16 protein-coding genes and 3 tRNA genes are annotated in these 18,672 nt (G+C 73.2%); 8 read left to right on the top strand and 11 right to left on the bottom strand.

What is annotated here, in order from left to right; genetic code table 11:
• Positions 1 to 24: 24 nt before the first annotated feature.
• The 4 genes from AB0D66_RS20780 to AB0D66_RS20765 all read right to left on the bottom strand — a co-directional run bounded on the left by AB0D66_RS20780 (position 25) and on the right by AB0D66_RS20765 (position 5,667).
• On the bottom strand, positions 25 to 1,947 hold the full coding sequence (locus AB0D66_RS20780) for an ABC transporter ATP-binding protein (protein ID WP_362305270.1): 1,923 nt from the start codon (positions 1,945 to 1,947) through the stop codon (positions 25 to 27).
• Positions 1,944 to 3,677 carry an ABC transporter ATP-binding protein gene (locus AB0D66_RS20775; RefSeq protein WP_362305267.1) on the bottom strand — a complete coding sequence of 578 codons (1,734 nt, stop codon included), beginning with the start codon at positions 3,675 to 3,677 and terminating at the stop codon, positions 1,944 to 1,946. Before AB0D66_RS20775 ends, AB0D66_RS20780 begins: the two co-directional genes overlap by 4 nt.
• A 180-nt stretch (positions 3,678 to 3,857) precedes the next feature.
• Positions 3,858 to 5,306, bottom strand: coding sequence for an FGGY family carbohydrate kinase (locus AB0D66_RS20770; RefSeq protein WP_362305265.1), 1,449 nt, complete (start codon positions 5,304 to 5,306; stop codon positions 3,858 to 3,860).
• A gap of 58 nt (positions 5,307 to 5,364) precedes the next feature.
• Positions 5,365 to 5,667, bottom strand: coding sequence for a YtxH domain-containing protein (locus AB0D66_RS20765; RefSeq protein WP_362305262.1), 303 nt, complete (start codon positions 5,665 to 5,667; stop codon positions 5,365 to 5,367).
• Between the two features lie 145 nt (positions 5,668 to 5,812).
• Here AB0D66_RS20765 and AB0D66_RS20760 point away from each other — a divergent pair.
• The 3 genes from AB0D66_RS20760 to AB0D66_RS20750 all read left to right on the top strand — a co-directional run bounded on the left by AB0D66_RS20760 (position 5,813) and on the right by AB0D66_RS20750 (position 6,222).
• Positions 5,813 to 5,885: transfer RNA gene (locus tag AB0D66_RS20760), tRNA-Asn, on the top strand.
• A 5-nt stretch (positions 5,886 to 5,890) separates the two neighbouring features.
• A tRNA-Asn gene (locus AB0D66_RS20755) sits at positions 5,891 to 5,963 on the top strand.
• A 185-nt stretch (positions 5,964 to 6,148) separates the two neighbouring features.
• Positions 6,149 to 6,222, top strand: a tRNA-Ile gene (locus AB0D66_RS20750).
• Positions 6,223 to 6,337: 115 nt separating this feature from the next.
• Here the strand turns inward: AB0D66_RS20750 and AB0D66_RS20745 are convergent.
• Positions 6,338 to 7,495 (bottom strand): glutamate--cysteine ligase, encoded by a 1,158-nt coding sequence (locus AB0D66_RS20745; protein ID WP_362305259.1) that lies wholly within the window; start codon positions 7,493 to 7,495, stop codon positions 6,338 to 6,340.
• A 214-nt stretch (positions 7,496 to 7,709) separates the two neighbouring features.
• Here AB0D66_RS20745 and AB0D66_RS20740 point away from each other — a divergent pair, with 214 nt between their 5' ends.
• Positions 7,710 to 8,972, top strand: a complete 1,263-nt coding sequence (locus tag AB0D66_RS20740) for an MFS transporter (protein WP_362305256.1) — start codon at positions 7,710 to 7,712, stop codon at positions 8,970 to 8,972.
• Positions 8,973 to 9,060: 88 nt separating this feature from the next.
• Here the strand turns inward: AB0D66_RS20740 and AB0D66_RS20735 are convergent, their stop codons facing one another.
• Both AB0D66_RS20735 and AB0D66_RS20730 read right to left on the bottom strand, forming a co-directional pair.
• Complete coding sequence (locus AB0D66_RS20735; RefSeq protein ID WP_362305253.1) at positions 9,061 to 10,404, bottom strand: carboxyl transferase domain-containing protein; 1,344 nt, start codon at positions 10,402 to 10,404, stop codon at positions 9,061 to 9,063.
• 22 nt (positions 10,405 to 10,426) lie between these two features.
• Entirely contained in the window at positions 10,427 to 11,530 is a 1,104-nt protein-coding gene (locus tag AB0D66_RS20730; protein ID WP_362305250.1) for a hypothetical protein, read from the bottom strand.
• Positions 11,531 to 11,599: 69 nt separating this feature from the next.
• Here AB0D66_RS20730 and AB0D66_RS20725 point away from each other — a divergent pair, with 69 nt between their 5' ends.
• Complete coding sequence (locus AB0D66_RS20725) at positions 11,600 to 12,040, top strand: Lrp/AsnC family transcriptional regulator (protein ID WP_069920181.1); 441 nt, start codon at positions 11,600 to 11,602, stop codon at positions 12,038 to 12,040.
• Positions 12,041 to 12,202: 162 nt separating this feature from the next.
• Here the strand turns inward: AB0D66_RS20725 and AB0D66_RS20720 are convergent, their stop codons facing one another.
• Positions 12,203 to 13,756, bottom strand: a complete 1,554-nt coding sequence (locus tag AB0D66_RS20720) for a GAF domain-containing protein (protein ID WP_362305246.1) — start codon at positions 13,754 to 13,756, stop codon at positions 12,203 to 12,205.
• A complete protein-coding gene (locus AB0D66_RS20715; RefSeq protein WP_069920179.1) occupies positions 13,753 to 14,790 on the bottom strand; it encodes a rod shape-determining protein in 1,038 nt (345 codons plus the stop codon). Before AB0D66_RS20715 ends, AB0D66_RS20720 begins: the two co-directional genes overlap by 4 nt.
• Positions 14,791 to 15,011: 221 nt before the next feature.
• Here AB0D66_RS20715 and AB0D66_RS20710 point away from each other — a divergent pair, with 221 nt between their 5' ends.
• Positions 15,012 to 15,722 carry a triacylglycerol lipase gene (locus tag AB0D66_RS20710; protein ID WP_362305243.1) on the top strand — a complete coding sequence of 237 codons (711 nt, stop codon included), beginning with the start codon at positions 15,012 to 15,014 and terminating at the stop codon, positions 15,720 to 15,722.
• On the opposite strand, the gene AB0D66_RS20705 is transcribed toward AB0D66_RS20710, so the two are convergent.
• Positions 15,719 to 16,228, bottom strand: a complete 510-nt coding sequence (locus tag AB0D66_RS20705) for a hypothetical protein (RefSeq protein ID WP_362305408.1) — start codon at positions 16,226 to 16,228, stop codon at positions 15,719 to 15,721. The two genes, AB0D66_RS20710 and AB0D66_RS20705, sit on opposite strands and share 4 nt — an antisense overlap.
• A gap of 234 nt (positions 16,229 to 16,462) precedes the next feature.
• Between AB0D66_RS20705 and AB0D66_RS20700 the strand changes: the two genes are divergently transcribed.
• Positions 16,463 to 17,113: a hypothetical protein gene (locus tag AB0D66_RS20700; protein WP_362305240.1), complete on the top strand. Its 651-nt coding sequence runs from the start codon at positions 16,463 to 16,465 to the stop codon at positions 17,111 to 17,113.
• Here the strand turns inward: AB0D66_RS20700 and AB0D66_RS20695 are convergent.
• Positions 17,110 to 17,532: a MarR family transcriptional regulator gene (locus AB0D66_RS20695; RefSeq protein ID WP_362305237.1), complete on the bottom strand. Its 423-nt coding sequence runs from the start codon at positions 17,530 to 17,532 to the stop codon at positions 17,110 to 17,112. The genes AB0D66_RS20700 and AB0D66_RS20695 overlap by 4 nt on opposite strands.
• A 94-nt stretch (positions 17,533 to 17,626) precedes the next feature.
• Between AB0D66_RS20695 and AB0D66_RS20690 the strand changes: the two genes are divergently transcribed.
• Positions 17,627 to 18,649, top strand: coding sequence for an NADP-dependent oxidoreductase (locus AB0D66_RS20690; RefSeq protein ID WP_362305234.1), 1,023 nt, complete (start codon positions 17,627 to 17,629; stop codon positions 18,647 to 18,649).
• Positions 18,650 to 18,672: the final 23 nt, after the last annotated feature.

The following is an 18,672-nucleotide window of genomic DNA, read 5'->3' as shown; positions in this document are numbered from 1 at the left end:
GCCTGCGCGAGTCGGTGCCGCCGGCTAGTCGACCTCGGCCACCGCCTGCGCGAACTGCGCCGCGTACAGCCGCGCGTACGCCCCGTTCGACGCCAGCAGCTCCTCGTGCGTGCCCTGTTCCACGATCGAGCCGCTCTCCATCACCAGGATCACGTCCGCGTCGCGGATCGTGGACAGCCGGTGCGCGATCACGAAGGACGTACGGCCGTGCGCCAGGCGCGCCATCGCCTTCTGGATCAGCACCTCGGTACGGGTGTCCACCGAGCTCGTCGCCTCGTCGAGCACCAGGATCACCGGATCCGAGAGGAACGCCCGCGCGATCGTGATCAGCTGCTTCTCACCCGCGCTGACCCCCGCGCCCTCGTCGTCCAGCACGGTGTCGTAGCCGTCCGGCAGGGTGCGGATGAACCGGTCCGCGTGGGCGGCCCGCGCCGCCTCCTCGATCTCGGCGCGCGTGACATCGCGCGAGGCGCCGTAGGCGATGTTCTCCGCGATGGTGCCGCCGAACAGCCAGGTGTCCTGGAGCACCATGCCGATGGAGCCGCGCAGTTCCTCGCGCGTCATCTTCGCGATGTCCACCCCGTCCAGGGCGATCTCCCCGCCCGTGACCTCGTAGAACCGCATCAGCAGATTGACCAGGGTGGTCTTACCGGCGCCCGTCGGACCGACGATCGCGACCGTGTGGCCGGGCTCGACGTCCAGCGAGAGGTTCTCGATGAGCGGCTTGTCCCGCTCGTAGCGGAAGGCCACCTTGTCGAGGGTGACCCGGCCGCGCAGGTCCTCCGGCCGCTCCGGCACCTCGGCGTCCGGCTCCTGCTCCTGCGCGTCCAGCAGCTCGTAGACCCGCTCCGCCGACGCGACGCCGGACTGGATGAGGTTCGCCATCGTGGCGACCTGCGTCAGCGGCATCGAGAACTGCCGCGAGTACTGGATGAAGGCCTGCACATCACCGATCGACAGGGTGCCCGAGGCGACCCGCAGCCCGCCGACGACCGCGATCAGCACGTAGTTGATGTTCGATATGAAGAACATCACCGGCTGCATGATGCCGCTGACCAGCTGCGCCTTGAACGAGGCCCGGTACAGCGCCTCGTTCTGCTCGGCGAAGACGGCCGCGGACTCCTTCTGCCGGCCGAAGACCTTGACCAGCGCGTGGCCCGAGTACATCTCCTCGATGTGCGCGTTGAGCACGCCGGTGTTCTTCCACTGCGCCACGAACTGCGGCTGCGACTTCTTGCCGATCTTCGCCGCGGCCACGACCGAGACCGGCACGGTCACCAGCGCGACCAGCGCCAGCAGCGGGGAGATCCAGAACATCATCGCGAGCACGCCCAGGATGGACAGCAGCGAGTTCAGCAGCTGCCCCATCGTCTGCTGGAGCGTCTGGCCGATGTTGTCGATGTCGTTCGTGGCCCGACTGAGCACCTCGCCGCGCTTCTGCTGGTCGAAGTACGACAGCGGCAGCCGCGACAGCTTCGCCTGGAGCTCCTCGCGCATGCGGAAGAGCGTGCCGTTCATGACGTGGTTCGACAATCGCGTGGCGACCAGCATCAGCAGTCCGGCGAGGGTGAAGACGACCAGTGCCCAGATCGCCACGACCCCGACCGCGCCGAAGTCGATGCCCTGGCCCGGCGTGAAGTCGGTGCCCGAGAGCATGTCCGCCATGCCGCCCTGGCCCTTGGCCCGCAGCCCGTCCAGCGCCTGCTGCTTGCTGATCCCGGCCGGCATCTCCCGCCCGACGATCCCCGCGAAGACCAGGTCGGTGGCCTCGCCCAGGATCTTCGGGCCGACCACCGCGCATCCGACGCTGCCGACGACGGCCGCGACCATGCCCCACAACCGGACCCGGTCCTGCGCCAGCTGGCCGAGCAGGCGCTTGCCCGACCCCTTGAAATCCATGGACCGTTGGACCGGCCCCGCCATCATCCGTCCTCCGGGCCCGCTCATGCGGCCTCCGCCTCCGTCAGCTGGGAGAGCACGATCTCCCGGTAGGTCTCATTGCCGGCCATCAGCTCGTGGTGGCGCCCCTCGCCCACGACCTGGCCCTCGTCCAGGACGATGATCCGGTCGGCGTCGCGGATCGTGGAGACCCGCTGGGCGACGATCACCACGGTCGCCTCCTCGGTCTCGCGGGCGAGCGCCGCGCGCAGCGCCGCGTCCGTCGCGTAGTCCAGGGCCGAGAAGGAGTCGTCGAAGAGGTAGATCTCCGGGCGCTGCACCAGGGTGCGGGCGATGGCCAGGCGCTGGCGCTGCCCGCCGGAGACATTGGTTCCGCCCTGGGTGACCGGCGCCTCCAGGCCGCCGTCCAGCGCGGACACGAACTCCTTGGCCTGGGCCACCTCCAGCGCCTGCCACAGCTCCTCGTCGGTCGCGTCCGGGCGTCCGTAGCGCAGGTTGGAGGCGACGGTCCCGGAGAACAGGTACGGCTTCTGCGGGACCAGGCCGACCGTCCTGGCCAGCAGTTCCGGATCGAGCCGCCGTACGTCCTCCCCGTCGACGAGCACCTCGCCGCCGGTCGCGTCGAACAGCCGCGGGACCAGGCCCAGCAGCGTGGACTTGCCGCTTCCGGTGGAACCGATCACGGCCGTCGTCTCGCCCGGCCGCGCCAGCAGGTCGATCCCGCGCAGGACCGGGGCCTCGGCGCCGGGATAGCGGAAGTCCGCCCCGCGCAGCTCCAGGCGACCGCTGCGGGTGAGCTCGCGCACCGGCTCGGCGGGCGGCACCACGCTGGAGTCGGTGTCCAGGACCTCCTGGATGCGCTCGGCGCAGACCTCGGCGCGCGGCACCATCATGAACATGAAGGTGGCCATCATCACGGACATGACGATCTGCATCAGGTAGGCGAGGAAGGCCGTCAGCTGGCCGATCTCCATGCCCCCGCTGTCGACGCGCATCGCGCCGAACCAGATGACCGCGACGCTGGAGACGTTCACGACCACGATGACGGTCGGGAACATGTACGCCAGCAGCTTGCCCGTGGCCAGCGAGACGCCGGTCAGATCGGCGTTGGCGTCCCGGAAGCGGTCCTTCTCGTAGTCGTCGCGGACGAAGGCGCGGATCACCCGGTTGCCGGTGATCTGCTCGCGCAGCACCCGGTTCACGGTGTCCAGGCGCTCCTGCATCGTGCGGAACAGCGGCCGGGTCCGCAAGACGATCGCGCCGACCGCCAGGCCCAGCACGGGAACCACGGCGAGCAGGACGCCCGACAGCCGCACGTCCAGCGACAGCGCCATCGCGATGCCGCCGACGCACATGATCGGAGCCGAGACCATCAGGGTGAAGGTCATCAGCACCAGCATCTGGACCTGCTGGACGTCGTTCGTCGTACGGGTGATCAGCGACGGGGCGCCGAACTGGCCGAGCTCGCGCGCGGAGAAGCTCTGCACGCGGTCGAAGACCGCGGCGCGCACGTCCCGGCCGAAGGCGGCCGCCGTGCGGGCGCCGTAGTAGATGGCCCCCACGTTGCAGACCAGCTGGACGAGCGAGACACCGAGCATCAGCGCACCGAAGCGCAGGATGTAGCCGGTGTCACCATTGACGACACCGTTGTCAATGATGTCCGCGTTGAGGGTGGGCAGGTAGAGGCTCGCACTCGTCTGGAGCAGTTGCAGCAGCACCAGCAGGGCGATGGGTTTGCGGTACGGACCCAGATGGTTCCGCAGAAGTCGTATGAGCACGCGCAGGCTCCGGTCGGCATGATCGAGGGGGTTCACCCCATCTTCAGCCAACCGGAGGCCGGATCCGCAGCAGTTTTCGCAAAGGCCGGTCAAAAGGAGGAGACCGCCCTGGGCCGCCGGCCCTGGTGCTTGATCCGGCCTCCGGTTGGCCGAAGGTGCCCGCCGCCCCGTCCGCGGGCGCTAGAACGCGCCGGGGTGGATCTCCTCGCGCGTGGCGACGTACTGCTGGCGCACCGCCTGCCAGGACGGGAACTCCTCACCCGGCTTGAACACCTGCGCGGCCGGAGCCGGCCAGACCGGCGGGGTGTGCGGGGCCAGCGTGCCCCGCGCCACGCCGTGCGCCCATGCCGCCTGCCGCGCCGCGCCCAGCGCCGCGTAGTCGGCCGGCGCGGGAACGACGATCTGCGTCCCGAACAGCCCCGGGGCCGCGGCCTGCACGGCGGGCAGCTCGGCCGCCGCGCCCAGCAGGAACACCCGGCGGATCTCGACCCCGCGCGAGCGCAGCACGTCGAGCGCGTCCACCAGCCCGCACAGCATGCCCTCGAACGCGGCCTGGGCCAGGTGCTCCGGCTTCATCGAGTCCCGGCGCAGCCCGGACAGGGTTCCGGCGCTGTGCGGCAGGTTCGGCGTCCGCTCGCCCTCCAGGTACGGCAGGAGCACGAGGCCGTGCGCGCCCGGCGTCGACTTCAGGGCGAGCTCGGACAGCCCCTCCAGGTCGGTGCCCAGCAGCTCGGCGGTGCCGCGCAGGGCCCGTACGGCATTGGAGGTGTTCACGACCGGCAGGTGCATGCCGCTCGCGTCGGCCAGCGAGGTGATCAGGCCGCCCGGCTCCGAGAGTGCCTCGTGGTGCACCGCCATCACCGAGCCGGAGGCACCCAGCGAGACCACCGCATCGCCGGGACCGAGCCCCAGCCCGAGCGCGGCGGCCATCGTCTCGCCGGTGCCGGCCGATATGAGCAGCCCCTCGGGCGTGGTGCCGGCGGCGTCGGCCGGACCGAGCACCTCGGGCAGCAGCGCCATGTGGCCGAGCGCCATCTCGACCAGGTCGGGCCGCCAGGAGCCGGTGGCGGCCGACCAGTAGCCGGTGCCGGAGGCGCCGCCGCGGTCGGTGGTCCGGCGGGCCGGCCGGCCCAGCAGCTGCCAGACCAGCCAGTCGTGGGCGGACATCACCACGGCCACCCGGCGGGCGGCCTCGGGCTCGGTGCGGGCCAGCCAGGCCAGCTTCGCCAGCGGCTGGGCGGCGTGCGGGACCGAGCCCACCGCCTCGGCCCAGGCCCGCCGGCCGCCGAAGGCCTCGACGAGCTCGGCGGCGGCGACCTGCCCGCGCTTGTCGTTGCCGACCAGGGCGGGGCGTACGAGGCCGCCCTGCGCGTCGAGCGGCAGCAGGCCGTGCTGCTGGGCGGAGACCCCGATGGCCTGGACCCCTTCGAGGAGCCCGCCCCCGGCCGCCTCGCCGAGCGAGAGCAGCCAGGCCTGCGGGTCCGTCTCGTAGGGGCTCGCGCCGTCGGGTTCCCCGGTGGGCTGTGGATGGGGTGCGTACCCCTGGCGCAGCACGGCACCGGTGTCGGCGTCACAGACGACGATGCGAGTGAAGGCGGAAGAGCTGTCCAGCCCGGCGACTATCCCCATGCGGAGAATTCTGCCGCACGCCGGGCCGGTCTCCGCCGCCTCGGACGCCTCCGATGCCTCAGGTGTTGCTCGTGCCCCATTCGTCCTCGGCGCCACCGCCGACCCGGTCGCGCAGTCCCCGGACCCGCCCGGCCAGTGAGGCGGGTACGGCGTCGCCGACCTTCTCGCTCACCGCGGCGAAGGCCTTGCCGGCGTACACGCGCCCGGTCTGCCCGGCCGTCTCGGCGGCATTGCGCACCGCCGGGTTCTGCGCGATCTCCCGCGCGGACTTCTTCAGGGACTCGTAGCGCTCGCGTCCGGCCCGGGTCCCGAGGATGTACCCGAGGGCCAGTCCGACCACGAACGTGACCTTGTACCGCATGCCTGCCACCCTTCGTCGTGTGGTGCCCGGCCTGCTGTCGATACCGATTGGCGGAGCACCCCCCTGCTTGCGCTAATCTATGACTCGCAACGGGCGCTCGCCCCCCGGCAAGGCCGGAGGTGGGCTGTTCGATGCACCGCAGCAATCCCCTGTAGCTCAATTGGCAGAGCAGCCGGCTGTTAACCGGCAGGTTACTGGTTCGAGTCCAGTCGGGGGAGCGCGATCCCCTGTAGCTCAATTGGCAGAGCATTCGGCTGTTAACCGGAGGGTTGCTGGTTCGAGTCCAGCCGGGGGAGCAACGAAGAAGAGGGCCCATCGCGGGTCCTCTTCTTTTTTTGTCGCCCTCCTGGAACCGGGCAGCCCTCAGCGCGGTCTCTCTGAACAGGCGAAGCCGATCATGCGAGGCATCCGAGGCAGGAGATCGTATGAGCGGCTATGCTGCGGCAGACGGCGCGCACACATGTACGCGCCACGCCGTGAAGGGGCGGTAGCTCAGCCGGTTAGAGCAGCGGACTCATAATCCGTCGGCCGTGGGTTCGAGTCCCACCCGCCCCACTGCGAGCCGCAGGTGCAGAAACGATTGCACCTGCGGCTTTGGCGTTTCGGGAGTTCCGGGAGACCTGCGAGATCCGGGAGTTCCGGGAGTTCCCGGCGTCCCGGGCCGGGAGTTCTAGAAGTTCTCCGTTTCGTCCGCGAGGTGGCGCAGTACGTCCGTCAGGTCCTGGCGGCGGGCGAACGCGGCGCGTTGGCGGTGGGCGCCCGAGCCGTCGCGGAGCAGGCCCGCCAGGGTCTTCGCCGCGTGGTCGAGGTCACCCGAGGCCGCCAGGGCCGGGGCGACCAGGTCCAGCAGGGCCTCCGCGAGGTCGGCCGCCGGGAGTTCGGCTCCCGTGTACGGGTCGAGGCCGAAGCCCTCCAGGCCGTCGTGGGCCGCCCGCCAGCGCGCCAGGTGCAGTACGTCGTCCCGTACGGGTGGATCCGGCCGCTGCTCCGCGATGTCCCGCAGCGCCGTGGACACCAGCGCCCGGACCAGCTCGGCCTGGAGGATGGCCGTGTCGAGGTACGGGGACATGTCGGGGGCCCGGATCTCGAGCGTCGGCCAGTGCCCCGAGGGGCGCAGGTCCCAATAGACCATCTTCGTGTCCAGGGCCGCGCCCGAGCCGAGGAGCGTCTGCACCGAGCGCCGGAAGTGCGCCGTGGACGTGAAGTGCGGGGGCAGCCCCGCCGAGGGCCAGCCCGACCAGGCCATCGCCCGCCAGCTGGCGTGACCGGTGTCACGGCCGCCCCAGAACGGGGAGTTGGCGGCCAGCGCGATGAGCGTCGGCAGCCAGGGTCTGACCCGGTTGGAGACCGCGACCGCCGTGTCCACGTCGAGGGTGCCCACGTGGATGTGCCGTCCGCAGCTCACCAGGGTGTCGGTGAGCGCGCCGAAGCGGCGGTGCTGCTCGCGCTGGCGCGGCTCGTCGTCGGTCAGGTGCAGCGGCCCCTCCACGGCCACGACCGGCGAGGGGGCGGCCAGCAGACGGCAGCCGTGGGCGCGGGCGGCCCGGCCGAGGGTGCGCCGCAGGGCCGCGAGCTCCTCGCGCAGCGAGGCCGCCGAATGGGCGATCGGGGTGGAGATCTCCACCTGGTAGCGGGTGCCCTCGGGGTGCAGCTCACCGGGCAGACCGCCGGCCGTGGCGAGGACGAGCGGGGCGGCGGGGACCACCCGGAAGGTGCGGGCGTCGACGAGGAGGAACTCCTCCTCGACGCCGACGGTGAGGGGCACGGTGGGGCGCACCGTCTTCTGGTCGGTGCCGGTGCTCGTGGTGCTGTTGCCAGGTTCGATCACTACGCCTCCCTGGACATACGAGTCTTTTCATCATGAGCTGAACGCCAGGGGGGAGCGCACGTCGATTCGGTCAAAAAGCCGGTGATAGTGGCGAGTTAGCGGCAAAGATCGGTCCGGTGTGGGGCCGGGGTTCCGGATGGGGTGGCTGGGGCCGGTGCGTGCAAGCGGGCAGAGATCCCCGGGGGCGGCCGCGGGCGGCCGGTTATCATCCGCTGTGACCCCTGTAGCCGCCACCGACCGCCCGCAGCGGCGCATATTCGCCGACCTCACCCCCCTGCGGACGTCCCGCGACTACCGGCGGCTGTGGGTCGGCGGCACCATCTCCTGGGTCGGCCAGGCGATGACGGCCCTCGCGATCTCGCTCCAGGTCTACGACATCACCCGGTCCAGCTTCGCCGTCGGCCTCGTCGGACTCTTCTCGCTCGTCCCGCTCGTCGCCTTCGGGCTCTACGGCGGGGCCATCGCCGATACCGTCGACCGCCGCAAGCTCGGCCTCTACAGCTCGCTGGGCGCCGCCGCGCTCTCGGTCGCGCTGGCCTGCGCCGCGCTGCTCGACTACCACCGCGTCTGGTTCCTGTACGCCGTCGTCGCGCTCCAGGCGGTCTGCGGGGCGCTCTCCGGGCCGGCCAGGTCCGCCATGATCCCGCGGCTGCTGCCGGCCGAGCAGCTGCCCGCCGCCAACGCGCTGAACTCCGTGACGATGACCTCCGGGACGATGGCGGGCCCGATGCTGGGCGGGCTGATCGTCGGCTGGTGGGGGTACCAGGCGGCGTACCTGATCGACGCCGTGACCTTCCTCGCCGCCCTCTACGCGATGTGGCGGCTGCCGTCGATGAAGCCCGACCGCGCGGCGGGGACGCGGGGCAGGGCCTCGGTCGTCGACGGACTGCGCTTCCTCGGGACCCGGCCCAACGTCCGGATGACCTTCTTCACCGACATGGCCGCGATGGTGCTGGCGCACCCCAGGGCGCTCTTCCCGGCCGTCGCCGTGCTCTGGTTCGGCGGCGACGCCAAGACGGTCGGGCTGCTGGTGGCCGCGCCCGCCGTCGGGGCGCTGCTCGGCGGGCTGTTCTCCGGCTGGCAGGGCCGCGTCCGCCGGCACGGGCTGGCGATCCTGTGCGCCGTCGGCACGTGGGGGCTGGCCATCGCGGTCTTCGGGCTCACCCGGAACCTGTGGCTCGGCCTGTTCTTCCTGGCCCTGGCCGGGTGCGCGGACACCGTCTCGATGGTGTTCCGGACCACCATGCTCCAGTCCGCCACCCCGGACGACATGCGCGGCCGCCTCCAGGGCGTGTTCATCGTGGTCGTCGCGGGCGGGCCGCGGCTCGGGGACTTCCTCGCCGGGACCGCCGCGGACCTGACCTCCCCGGCCGTGGCGATCACCGGCGGCGGCCTCGCCTGCGTGCTGGTGCTGGGCCTGCTCGCGCTGCGGTGGCGGGGCTTCGCCCGCTACGACGCCCGCTCGCCACAGGCCTGACGGGTTCTCCGACTCGCTCGGCGAGGCCGCCCTCGACGGGAAGCCGGTCGGCAGCGCCTCCGGGCTCGCGCTCGACCAAGCGCCGTTCCTAGCGGCGGGGAGGGACGATTGCGCGGGCCACTCCCAGGGCCACCAGGTCCTGGGGGCGGATGCGGAGCTGGTCCGCGGTGGCCGGGGCGTCCGCCGGGGGGCGCTTGAGGATGGCCGCCGCCAGTTCCGGTGCGATGACCGAGAAGTAGCTGTCCGGGGTGACCCAGGTGTTCCCGGGCGAGGCCAGGGCGAGGGCGCCGCCGGAGCCGCCCTCGCCGATCAGCAGGGTGGTGACGGGGACGGTGGCCTCGGCCAGTGCGGCGAAGGCGTCCGCGATGGCCGCGCCCGCGCCGGCGTGTTCGGCGGCGGCGTCGTTGGCCGCGCCCGGGGTGTCCACCAGGGTGAGCACGGGGACCCCGAGCCGGTCCGCGAGGCGGATCACGCGGGCGGCCGTACGGTATCCCGCCGGGCGGGTGGCGGTGCCGCACTGGGCGGCGTACGCCACGGCCCGGCCCTCCCGCAGTCCGAATCCGCACAGCATCCCGGGGTCCGTACCGCCCGCCCGGTCCCCGGAGAGGGGCAGCCGCAGGGCGAAGTAGGCGTCCAGGTACGCCTCGGCGCGCGGCCGGTCCGGATGGCGGGCCTGGAGGACCGCGTCCCAGCCCGTGGCGGGTTCCGCGACGCCGGCCAGCGCGGCCGGCGGCTCGACGGGGCCGTCGGCGCGGGGCGCGGCCAGCACGCGGAGCCAGTCGGACAGGGTCCCGGGGAGCTCCGCCGGGGGCACGACGGCGTCCACGTGGCCGGCGGCGTACTGCCCCTCGGCGCAGTACGCGGCCGGGTCCGCGTCCGGCGGCCGCACCCGGGAGCCGGCGAAGCCGACCTGGGCTCCGGGCTGCGCGAGGACCACGTCCGCCCCGGCGCCGAGCGTGGCCCAGCCGCCGCCCGTGGTGGGGTCGCGCAGCACGGCGATCTGGGGGAGCCCGGCGGCCCGGGTCAGGACGCACTGGCGGGCCACGCGCTGGAGCTGCGTCAGGGCGAGCATCCCCTCCTGCATGCGGGAGCCGCCGGTGGCGATCAGGGAGACGAGCGGGAGGCGGAAGGCGCGGGCGTGGGCGTACGCGGCTTCGAGCCGGTCCCCGGTGCGCTCGCCCAGCGAGCCGCCGAGGAAGCCGAACTCGAAGGAGACCACGGCGGCTTCGCTGCCGCCGATGCGGGCGGTGCCGGTGACGACGGACTCCCGCTCGCCGGTCCGGGCTTCGGCGCGGGCCCGGGAGTCGTCGTAGCCGGCCCAGGCCAGGGGGCCGTCGGGCGGCGATTCCCTTGGGGGCGTGGGGAGTTCGGTGAAGCTGCCGGGGTCGGTCACGGAGGCGATGGCCGCGCGGGCCGAGAGGCGGATCGTCACGGAGCCACCCTAGGGGGTGGCTTCACGGCAGCGGCAGCGCGATCTTGACCGCGTACGCGGCGACCAGGCCGTAGCCGAGGCGGAAGGTCCAGGCGCGGGCGGTGTCGGAGATCCTGCTGCCCGCGAGGGCGCCGAGCGCGACGAGGGCCTGCTGCCAGAGGAGCGAGGCGGCGCCGACACCGACGAGGAAGGCGGCTCCGGCGGCGCCGGAGCCGAGGGTCGCGCCCTGCGCGGTCGTGAGCGCGGCGAAGTAGAGGGCGGTGGTGGGGTTGATGGCGGTGAGCCCGACATACCGCGCGAAGGCCTTGCCGGGCCGCGAGGCTGCTCCGGCCGAGCCCCTCGCCCCGGCGCTCCGCCCCGCACCCCGCGCCTCAGACGCCGGCGGGGCTGGACAGGGCCTCGGCTCCGGGATCTGCGGCCCGAGTGCCGGCGGGGCGGTTTCGGGGCTCCGCCCCGGACCCCGCGCCTCAAACGCCGGCGGGGCTGGATTGTGCCCCGGCCCCCGCGACTCAGGCGCTGGCGGGGCTGGGTTGTGCCTCGGACCCCGCGACTCAGGGGCCGGCGGGGCTGGGTTGTGCCTCGGACCCCGCGCCTCAGGGGCCGGCGGGGCTGGGTTGTGCCTCGGACCCCGCGACTCAGGGGCCGGCGGGGATGGGTTGTGCCTCGCACCCCGCGCCTCAGGGGCCGGCGGGGATGGATCGTGGCCCGGACCCCGTGCCTCGGACGCCGACGGGGATGGATCGTGGCCCGGACCCCGTGCCTCAAGCGTGGGCGTGGCCGCATGCGGGGCCGTGAGCCTTGGCGGCGGGGCATCGGGGTCGGCGGGCTTGGGGCGGCGGTGGGACTGGGTGAGCCCCTGGGCGGCGATGGCCAGGAGGATCAGGGCGGAGGCCAGCCGGACCCAGGCCTCGACGGGGGAGACGTGGGCGGCCACCCAGGGCCCCAGGGCCGTGGCGAGGGCCGCGTAGCCGAGGTCGACCACGGCGATGCCCAGCGCGGCGGCCACCGCGGTCCGCCGGTGGCGCATCGCCTCCTGGAGCAGCAGCACGCTCATCGCGCCCATCGGCATCGCCACGCCCAGGCCCGCGGCCGCGCCCGCCAGGGCCGGAGTCATCAGTTCGCTCATGAGGGGAGGGTCTGGCCCGCGGGCCGCCGGACGGGCGCGAATATCGGCCACGACTGCGAGAATCGCGGTATGGACCGCCTCGACAGGGAAATCCTCGGGATCCTCCAGCAGGATGCGCGGATCTCGTACCGCGACCTCGGCGTCCGCGTGGGCCTCAGCGCCAACGCCACCGCCGACCGGGTGCGCCGGATGCGCCGGGACGGCGTGATCCGCGCCTTCACGGTCGTGGTGGATCCGGCCGCCGACACCGCCGGCGGGCTGGTGGTGTTCATCGACGTCACGCTGCGCCAGGACACCACCAACGAGGAGTTCGAACGGCAGGTCGCCAAGCTCTCCGGAATCACCGAGGTGGTCCACGTGACGGGCGAGCACGACTACCTCGTACGCGCCCGGGCCGCCGACCCCGCCGCCCTCGACGCCCTGCTGCGCCGCCTGAAGCGCGAGGCCGGGGTCGCCCAGTCCAACACCCGCATCGCCCTGCGCGCCGCCACCAGGCCGACCCACCCGTAGCCGGCCCCGTCCCCCGTAGTCCGCCGCAGCCGTCCCGCCCCGCCCGCCGCAGCCGCCCCGTCCCCCCGTAGTCCGCCGCAGCCGTCCCGTCCCGCCCGCCGCAGCCGACCCGCGCAGCCGACCCGCGCAGCCGAGCCATGACCGCCACCCCGCCCGGGAGGGCTACAGCGGTGCGGTCCACGTCATCGTCGTCCCCCGCGTCCCCGACTCCGCCCGCCCGTCGTCCGTCACCGTCAGGCGGACCCCGGTCGGGCTCGCGTCCACCTCCACCTCGATGGAGGTGGCGTCGCCGCGCCGGTGCGCCGCGGCCAGGGCCCCGCGCAGGGCGGACAGCAGGTCGCCCGCCACCGGCTCCGGGAGCAGCGCGTCCACCGCTCCGGCGAACTTCACCGACGGCTGGAAGCCGAGCAGCACCGCCGCGCCGCCCGTCTCGCGCAGGACCCGCCCCCGGAACGTCGTCGGGGCGTCGGTCGGCGGCTGCTGGAGGGCGAAGATGGCCGTCCGGACGTCCTGGATCGTGGAGTCCAGTTCGTCGACGGCCTGGCTGAGTTCCTCGCCCACCAGGTCGCCGGACGGCGCGTTCGAGGAGCGGCGCCGGGTGCTCTCCAGCATCATCTCCGTGGCGAACAGCCGCTGTACCACCAGGTCGTGCAGGTCCCGGGCGATCCGGTCGCGGTCCTCGTACACCGCCAGCTGCTCCCGGTCGTGCTGCGCGTCCGCGAGGACGAGGGCCAGCGCCGCCTGGGAGGCGAACTGCGAGGCCAGCAGCCGGTCCACGGCGTCGTACGGCCGGCCGCCCCGGTCCCGGGGCAGGGCCAGGGTGCCGATCAGCTGGCCGCCGCTCTGGAGCGGGAGCATCATGCTGGGCCCGAACCGCTCCCGGACGTGGGTGGTCATCCGGGGGTCCGTGGCCGAGTCCTCTATGAACACCGCCTCGCCGCCCAGCAGCTGCTCCAGCACGGGCGAACCGGGGGCGATCGCCGTCCCGACCAGGTCCCCGGGATCCCCGTGGGTGGAGGCGGCCACGATCTCCATGCCGCCCTCGTCAGTCGGCTGGAGCACGACCCCGGCGGCGGCGTCCGCGAGCAGCCGAGCCCGCTCGGCCACGCACATCAGCGCGTCGGCCGCGGGGCGCCCGGCCAGCAGGGTCGTGGTCACGGCGGCCGCGCCCTCGATCCAGCGCTCCCGGCGGCGGGCGGTCTCGTAGAGCCGGGAGTTGCCGATCGCTATCCCGGCCTGCGAGGCCAGGACGCGCAGCAGCGAGAGGTCGGTGTCCGTGAAGGGGCTGCCGCCGCGCTTCTCGGTGAGGTAGAGGTTGCCGAAGACCTCCGTGTGCACGCGGATCGGCACGCCCAGGAAGCTGCGCATGGGCGGGTGGCCCGGCGGGAAGCCGGCCGCCCGGGGGTCCTGCGCGAGGTCGTCCAGCAGGAGCGGGCGCGGGTCGCTGATCAGCGCTCCGAGCAGGCCGGTGCGGCCGTCCGGCAGGTGGGGGATCGCGGCGCGCTCCGCCTCGGTCATCCCCGTGGTGAACAGGTCGGTCAGCCGGGAGCGCTCGGGGTCGACGACCCCGAGCGCTCCGTAGCGTGCCGCGCAGAGCTCGGCCGCGGATTCCACGATGTGCTGGAGGGTCGAGTGCAGCTCCAGCTCGGAGCCGACGCTGAGCACCGCTTCCAGCAGGACGGGGAGACTCGGCTGCTCCGGCTCGGGATACGTCATTCGGCCAGCGGGTTGAGGACCATGGGGGCGATCTTCCCTTCCAGCATGGCGCCGAGACCGAGCACGGCGCACACGTCCGGCCGTTCGGCGATGGCGACGGGCATTCCGGTGGCGTCGCGCAGCATCTGGTCGAGGCCGGGCAGCAGGGCGCTGCCGCCCACCATCATGATCCCCCGGTCCGTCAGGTCCGCGACCAGGTCCGGCGGGCAGTCCCGCAGCACCTTGCCGATGCCGTCGAGGACGGCGGTGAGCGGGGTGTGGATGGCGTCGCGCACCGCCGCCGTGTCCACCTGGACGGAACGGGCCAGTCCGGTGGCCACGTCGCGGCCGTGGATGAGGGTGGAGGCGGGGCCTTCGGCGGTGATGCCGTTGCCGTGCAGGGCCAGCTGGAGCGGCCGGACCGCCTGGCTGGGCAGCATCAGCTCGTGTGCGTGGCGCAGGTGCTGGACCACCGCGTGGTCGATGGCCTCGCCGCCGACGGGGATCCGCTCGGCGGTGACGATCGAGCCGAGGGACAGGACGGCCACCTGGGTCGCGGCGGCCCCGCACACCATGATCATCGTCGCGGTCGGCTGCTCCACCGGCAGTCCGCAGCCGACGGCCGCCGCGATCAGGGTGTCGACCAGTTCGACGCGCCGGGCGCCGAGTCCGACGAGGGTCTCCACGGCGGCGCGCTGGGCGAGCGGGTCGGCGTCGTGCGGGGTGCAGGCGGCGGCCCGCAGCCGCGGCTTGCGGCGCAGGGCGCGCCGCAGCTTCTCGCCGAGCAGGTGGCGCAGCATCCGCTGGGCCATCTCGATGTCGACGACGGTGCCGCCGGAGACGGGGCGTACGACCCGGATGTAGTCGGGCGTGCGGCCGGTCATCCGCTCGGCGAACGTCCCTACGGCGATGAGCGCGCCGGTCCGGGTGTTCACCGCGGCGACGCTGGGCTCGTCGACCACGAGGCCGGCGCCCTTGACGTACACGCGGGTCCGGGCCGCCCCCAGGTCGACGGCGACGTGGCAGCGGCGCAACTGCTCAAGACTGACGGTCACGGCAGATCCTCCCGAGAGCGCTGACGCAAGAGGACCGGCGGGATGCCGGTCACTTTTCATATCATCCCGGGTATTTCGGACTTACCGCCCGTTGAGCTGCTCCGGCCGGGGGGTGCCGCGCGCCGTTTCGCGCCTGCATGGGGGTGGATTTCTGTACCGACAGGCAGCAGCATGCGCGCACCGCACGCGCTACTCACCCGTAACAAGGTAAAGGGGACCCGATGCTGACGGCCCGCCAGAGACTGCTGGCACTTCTGACGCTCTGCCTGGCGCTGCTGGCGCCCCTCTCCGCCCATGCCGCCGACCGGGGTACGGCTGCCGCCCCTGACCAGGCGTCATCGCGCAATCCGGTGATCTTCGTGCACGGCTACAACGCCGATCCGGGCGTCTGGGGGAGCCTGCGCGGGGACCTGCGGGCCGCCGGCTACGCCGACGCGGAACTCTTCTCCTGGGGCTACGACACCCACCAGTCGGTCAACGAGGTCCTCGCCGGGCGGTTCGGCGCGTACGTCGAGGAGGTCCGCCGGCAGACCGGCGCCGCCAGGGTCGACGTCGTCGCGCACTCCTTCGGCTCGCTGGTGAGCCGCTGGTACGTGAAGTTCGGCGGCGGCCAGGCCACCGTGGACCACTGGGTCTCCCTGGCCGGGCCCAACCGCGGCACCTCCACCGCCTGGGCCTGCGCCCTGTGGGACCAGGCGTGCAGGGACATGACCCCCGGCTCGTACGTGGTGAAGAACCTGAACGCGGGGGACGAGACCCCGGGCGCGGTCGCCTACGCCACCTTCTGGTCGAACTGCGACGAGGTCGTCAATCCGGACGACAGCGTCCCGCTGACCGGAGCCGCCAACACGGCGGTCGGCTGCCTGAAGCACAACGACCTGCTCGGCGACGACCCGACCTCGGCGGGCGTGCGCGCCTTCCTCGCCTCCTAGTGCTCGCCCACGGCGACCCGCTGGAGCAGGCCGTACGTGAACTCCGCCACGCAGGGCAGGCCCCGGGCGGTGAAGGCCAGGCGCCAGCGGGTCGGGGCGGTGCCCTCCATCGGCCGCACCGGCGCGAAGGCCCGCGCCACCTCGTCCACCGTCGCCGACCAGGGCCGCAGGTCGTCCGCCGACTCCAGTACGGGTCCCCCCGCGCCGGGGGCCCGTACCAGCCACTCGTTCCACACCGCCCCGTCCGGCGCGGCCAGCACCTCGAAGCGCAGGTCCGGCCAGAGCGGAACCGGCCACAGCAGCGCCTCGCACTCCAGGTCCCCGATCCTGCGCGGCTCGGCCGACTGCGGCGGCCCGAGCACCGAGCGGTAGCGGGCCAGGGCTCCGCGGGAGCGCGGTGAGCGGACCATGGCCTGCCAGCGCTTGTTCGCCTCCCGCTGCTCGGCGAGCGAGGCCCCGAGCCGCCGCCGGGCCTCGTCGGCGAGGTCCGGCTGGAAGTCGGCCATCCGGCGCAGGAGCACCAGTTGGAAGGCGGCCGGCCCGAAGGATCCCCGGGTGCCCGGAGGTGGGTTCGCTGTCACGGAGCCCACGATTCCACACAGGATCCTTACGTTTGCGGGATCCGGATGTTGCCGGGGACCACGTAGCCTGCGGGCCCTATGAACTACTGCCCCGCTTGTCGGAGGCACCTCAACGGCGCACTGGCGTGCGCCGGGTGCGGAACCCCGGCCGAATACCTGATGCCCGCGCCGCCTGCCGCGCCCTCGGCGCCCGCTGCTGCGGTGGCCGATCCCGCGCCGCAGTCCACGCTGGCCGATGTGTACGCGGATTCGCTCGTCGTGCTGTCCGCGCCGAACGAGCGCCGGCCCGGTGCGCGCCGCCGCGCCACCCACCGCAGGCGCCGCCGGACCGTGCTGACGATGGGGCTCGGGCTGCTGGTCGCCACCGCCGGCACCCTGGCGGTGGCGAGGATGGCCACGGACGGGCAGCGCAGCGACCGGGCCGCCACGGTGGTGCTGACCGACGACGGACCGCAGCAGCCCGCGCCGCTGCCGGACGCCTCCACTCCGCGCGCCCCCGCGGCCGTGGCCTCGGGCAAGGCCTCCGGAGCCGCGAAGGCCACCGGGGCCGCTTCGAAGTCCGGCGGGCCCGCGGCGGAGGGCTCCGAGGGTGCGGCGCAGCCGGCGCCCTCCTCCTCCGCCCCCGCCCCGGCGACCTCGGGGCCGGCCTCCGGCACGCCCAGCCCGCGGGGCTCCGCGAAGCCGACCGCGTCGGGACAGCCGACGCCGACCGGGGCCCCGACCACGGCGCCGCCGCCCGCGCCGCCTGCGCCGGCGCCCCCACCCCCCAAGGACTGCGGCTTCCTGGGGATCCTGTGCTGGGGTGACTAGCCCAGCATCCGCCTGAGCAGGTCCCGCAGGGCCGTCCGCTCCTCGGCCGACAGGCCGGCGAGCGGTTCGCGCGCGAAGTCCAGCGACTCGCGCAGCCGGTCCGCCGTCTGCACGCCCTCCTCGGTGGGGGCCGCCAGCTTGACGCGCCGGTCCGCGGGGTCCGGGCGGCGCTCGACCAGGCCGCGGGTCTCCAGCCGGTCCACGATGCCGGTCACGTTCGAGGGCTCGCACCTCAGCTTCTGGGCGATCCGGCGCATCGGCAGCGGCTCCAGCGCCAGCAGGTTCAGCACCCGGGCCTGGGCTCCGGTCAGCTGGTGGCTGGCGGCCGCGTGCTCGTACTCCATGTGGTAGCGGGCCACGACGTCGCCGATGAGTTCGACGACCTCGAGGGTCACTGGGTCTGCGCGACGACTGGGCATGGAACCAGCGTACCCATTTACTTGACAACATGAAATATCCAGGCGCATGGTTGTTTCACCTAGTGAAGCAATTTCGTCTTACCAGGAGCGCCGCATGTCCCAGATCCCTGCCGTCAGCCGCGAATGGCACCTCGTCCGCCGCCCGCAGGGCTGGCCCGTCGCCGAGGACTTCGCCCTGCGCGAGGTCCCCGTATCCGCCGAGCCCGCCCCCGGCCGGATCCTCGTGCGCAACCTCCACATGTCCGTGGACCCCTACATGCGCGGCCGGATGAACGACGTGAAGTCCTACGTCCCGCCCTTCCAGCTGGACGAGCCGATGCAGGGCGGCGCGGTCGGCGAGGTCGTCGCCTCCGCGGCCGAGGGCTTCGCCGTCGGCGACCACGTCCTGCACCACCTGGGCTGGCGCGAGTACGCGGACCTCGACGCGAAGTACGCCACCAAGGTCGACGCCGCGCTCGCCCCGCTCTCCGCCTACCTCGGCGTCCTCGGCATGCCGGGCCTGACCGCCTACGCCGGGCTCTTCGAGGTCGGCTCCTTCAAGGAGGGCGACGCCGTCTTCGTCTCCGGCGCCGCCGGTGCGGTCGGCAGCCTCGTCGGCCAGTTCGCGAAGATCAAGGGCGCGTCCCGGGTGATCGGCTCCGCCGGCTCCGACGAGAAGGTGACGCTCCTCACGGAGAAGTACGGCTTCGACGCCGCCTTCAACTACAAGAACGGCCCGGTCGGCGAGCAGCTGCGCGCCGCCGCCCCCGAGGGCATCGACGTCTACTTCGACAACGTCGGCGGGGACCACCTGGAGGCCGCGATCTCCTCCCTGAACGTGAACGGCCGGGCCACCCTGTGCGGCGCGATCGCCGGCTACAACGACACCGAGGCCGCCCCGGGCCCCCGCAACCTGATGCAGGTCATCGGCAAGCGCCTGCGCCTGCAGGGCATCCTCGTCAACGACCACGCCGGCCTCCAGCCGCAGTTCGTCCAGGACGTGGCCGGATGGCTGCGTTCCGGTGAGCTCCGCTACGACGAGACGGTCGTCGAGGGCGTCGAGAACGCGACCTCCGCCTTCCTCGGCATGCTGCGCGGTGAGAACACCGGAAAGATGATCGTTTCTTTCACCGGTTAGGCTCACCCCACACCGCTGTGGTC

The sequence above is a fragment of the Streptomyces sp. NPDC048270 genome (assembly GCF_040652335.1).
Taxonomy (GTDB): domain Bacteria; phylum Actinomycetota; class Actinomycetes; order Streptomycetales; family Streptomycetaceae; genus Streptomyces.
This window is presented reverse-complemented; position numbering and strand designations above follow the sequence as displayed.

Coding starts and splice junctions, on each gene's coding strand:
- AB0D66_RS20780 (WP_362305270.1), bottom strand. CDS start 1,947: ATGAGCGGGCCCGGAGGACGGATGATGGCGGGGCCGGTCCAACGGTCC.
- AB0D66_RS20770 (WP_362305265.1), bottom strand. CDS start 5,306: ATGGGGATAGTCGCCGGGCTGGACAGCTCTTCCGCCTTCACTCGCATC.
- AB0D66_RS20765 (WP_362305262.1), bottom strand. CDS start 5,667: ATGCGGTACAAGGTCACGTTCGTGGTCGGACTGGCCCTCGGGTACATC.
- AB0D66_RS20730 (WP_362305250.1), bottom strand. CDS start 11,530: ATGAGCGAACTGATGACTCCGGCCCTGGCGGGCGCGGCCGCGGGCCTG.
- AB0D66_RS20725 (WP_069920181.1), top strand. CDS start 11,600: ATGGACCGCCTCGACAGGGAAATCCTCGGGATCCTCCAGCAGGATGCG.
- AB0D66_RS20720 (WP_362305246.1), bottom strand. CDS start 13,756: ATGACGTATCCCGAGCCGGAGCAGCCGAGTCTCCCCGTCCTGCTGGAA.
- AB0D66_RS20710 (WP_362305243.1), top strand. CDS start 15,012: ATGCTGACGGCCCGCCAGAGACTGCTGGCACTTCTGACGCTCTGCCTG.
- AB0D66_RS20705 (WP_362305408.1), bottom strand. CDS start 16,228: ATGGCCGACTTCCAGCCGGACCTCGCCGACGAGGCCCGGCGGCGGCTC.
- AB0D66_RS20700 (WP_362305240.1), top strand. CDS start 16,463: ATGCCCGCGCCGCCTGCCGCGCCCTCGGCGCCCGCTGCTGCGGTGGCC.
- AB0D66_RS20695 (WP_362305237.1), bottom strand. CDS start 17,532: ATGCCCAGTCGTCGCGCAGACCCAGTGACCCTCGAGGTCGTCGAACTC.
- AB0D66_RS20690 (WP_362305234.1), top strand. CDS start 17,627: ATGTCCCAGATCCCTGCCGTCAGCCGCGAATGGCACCTCGTCCGCCGC.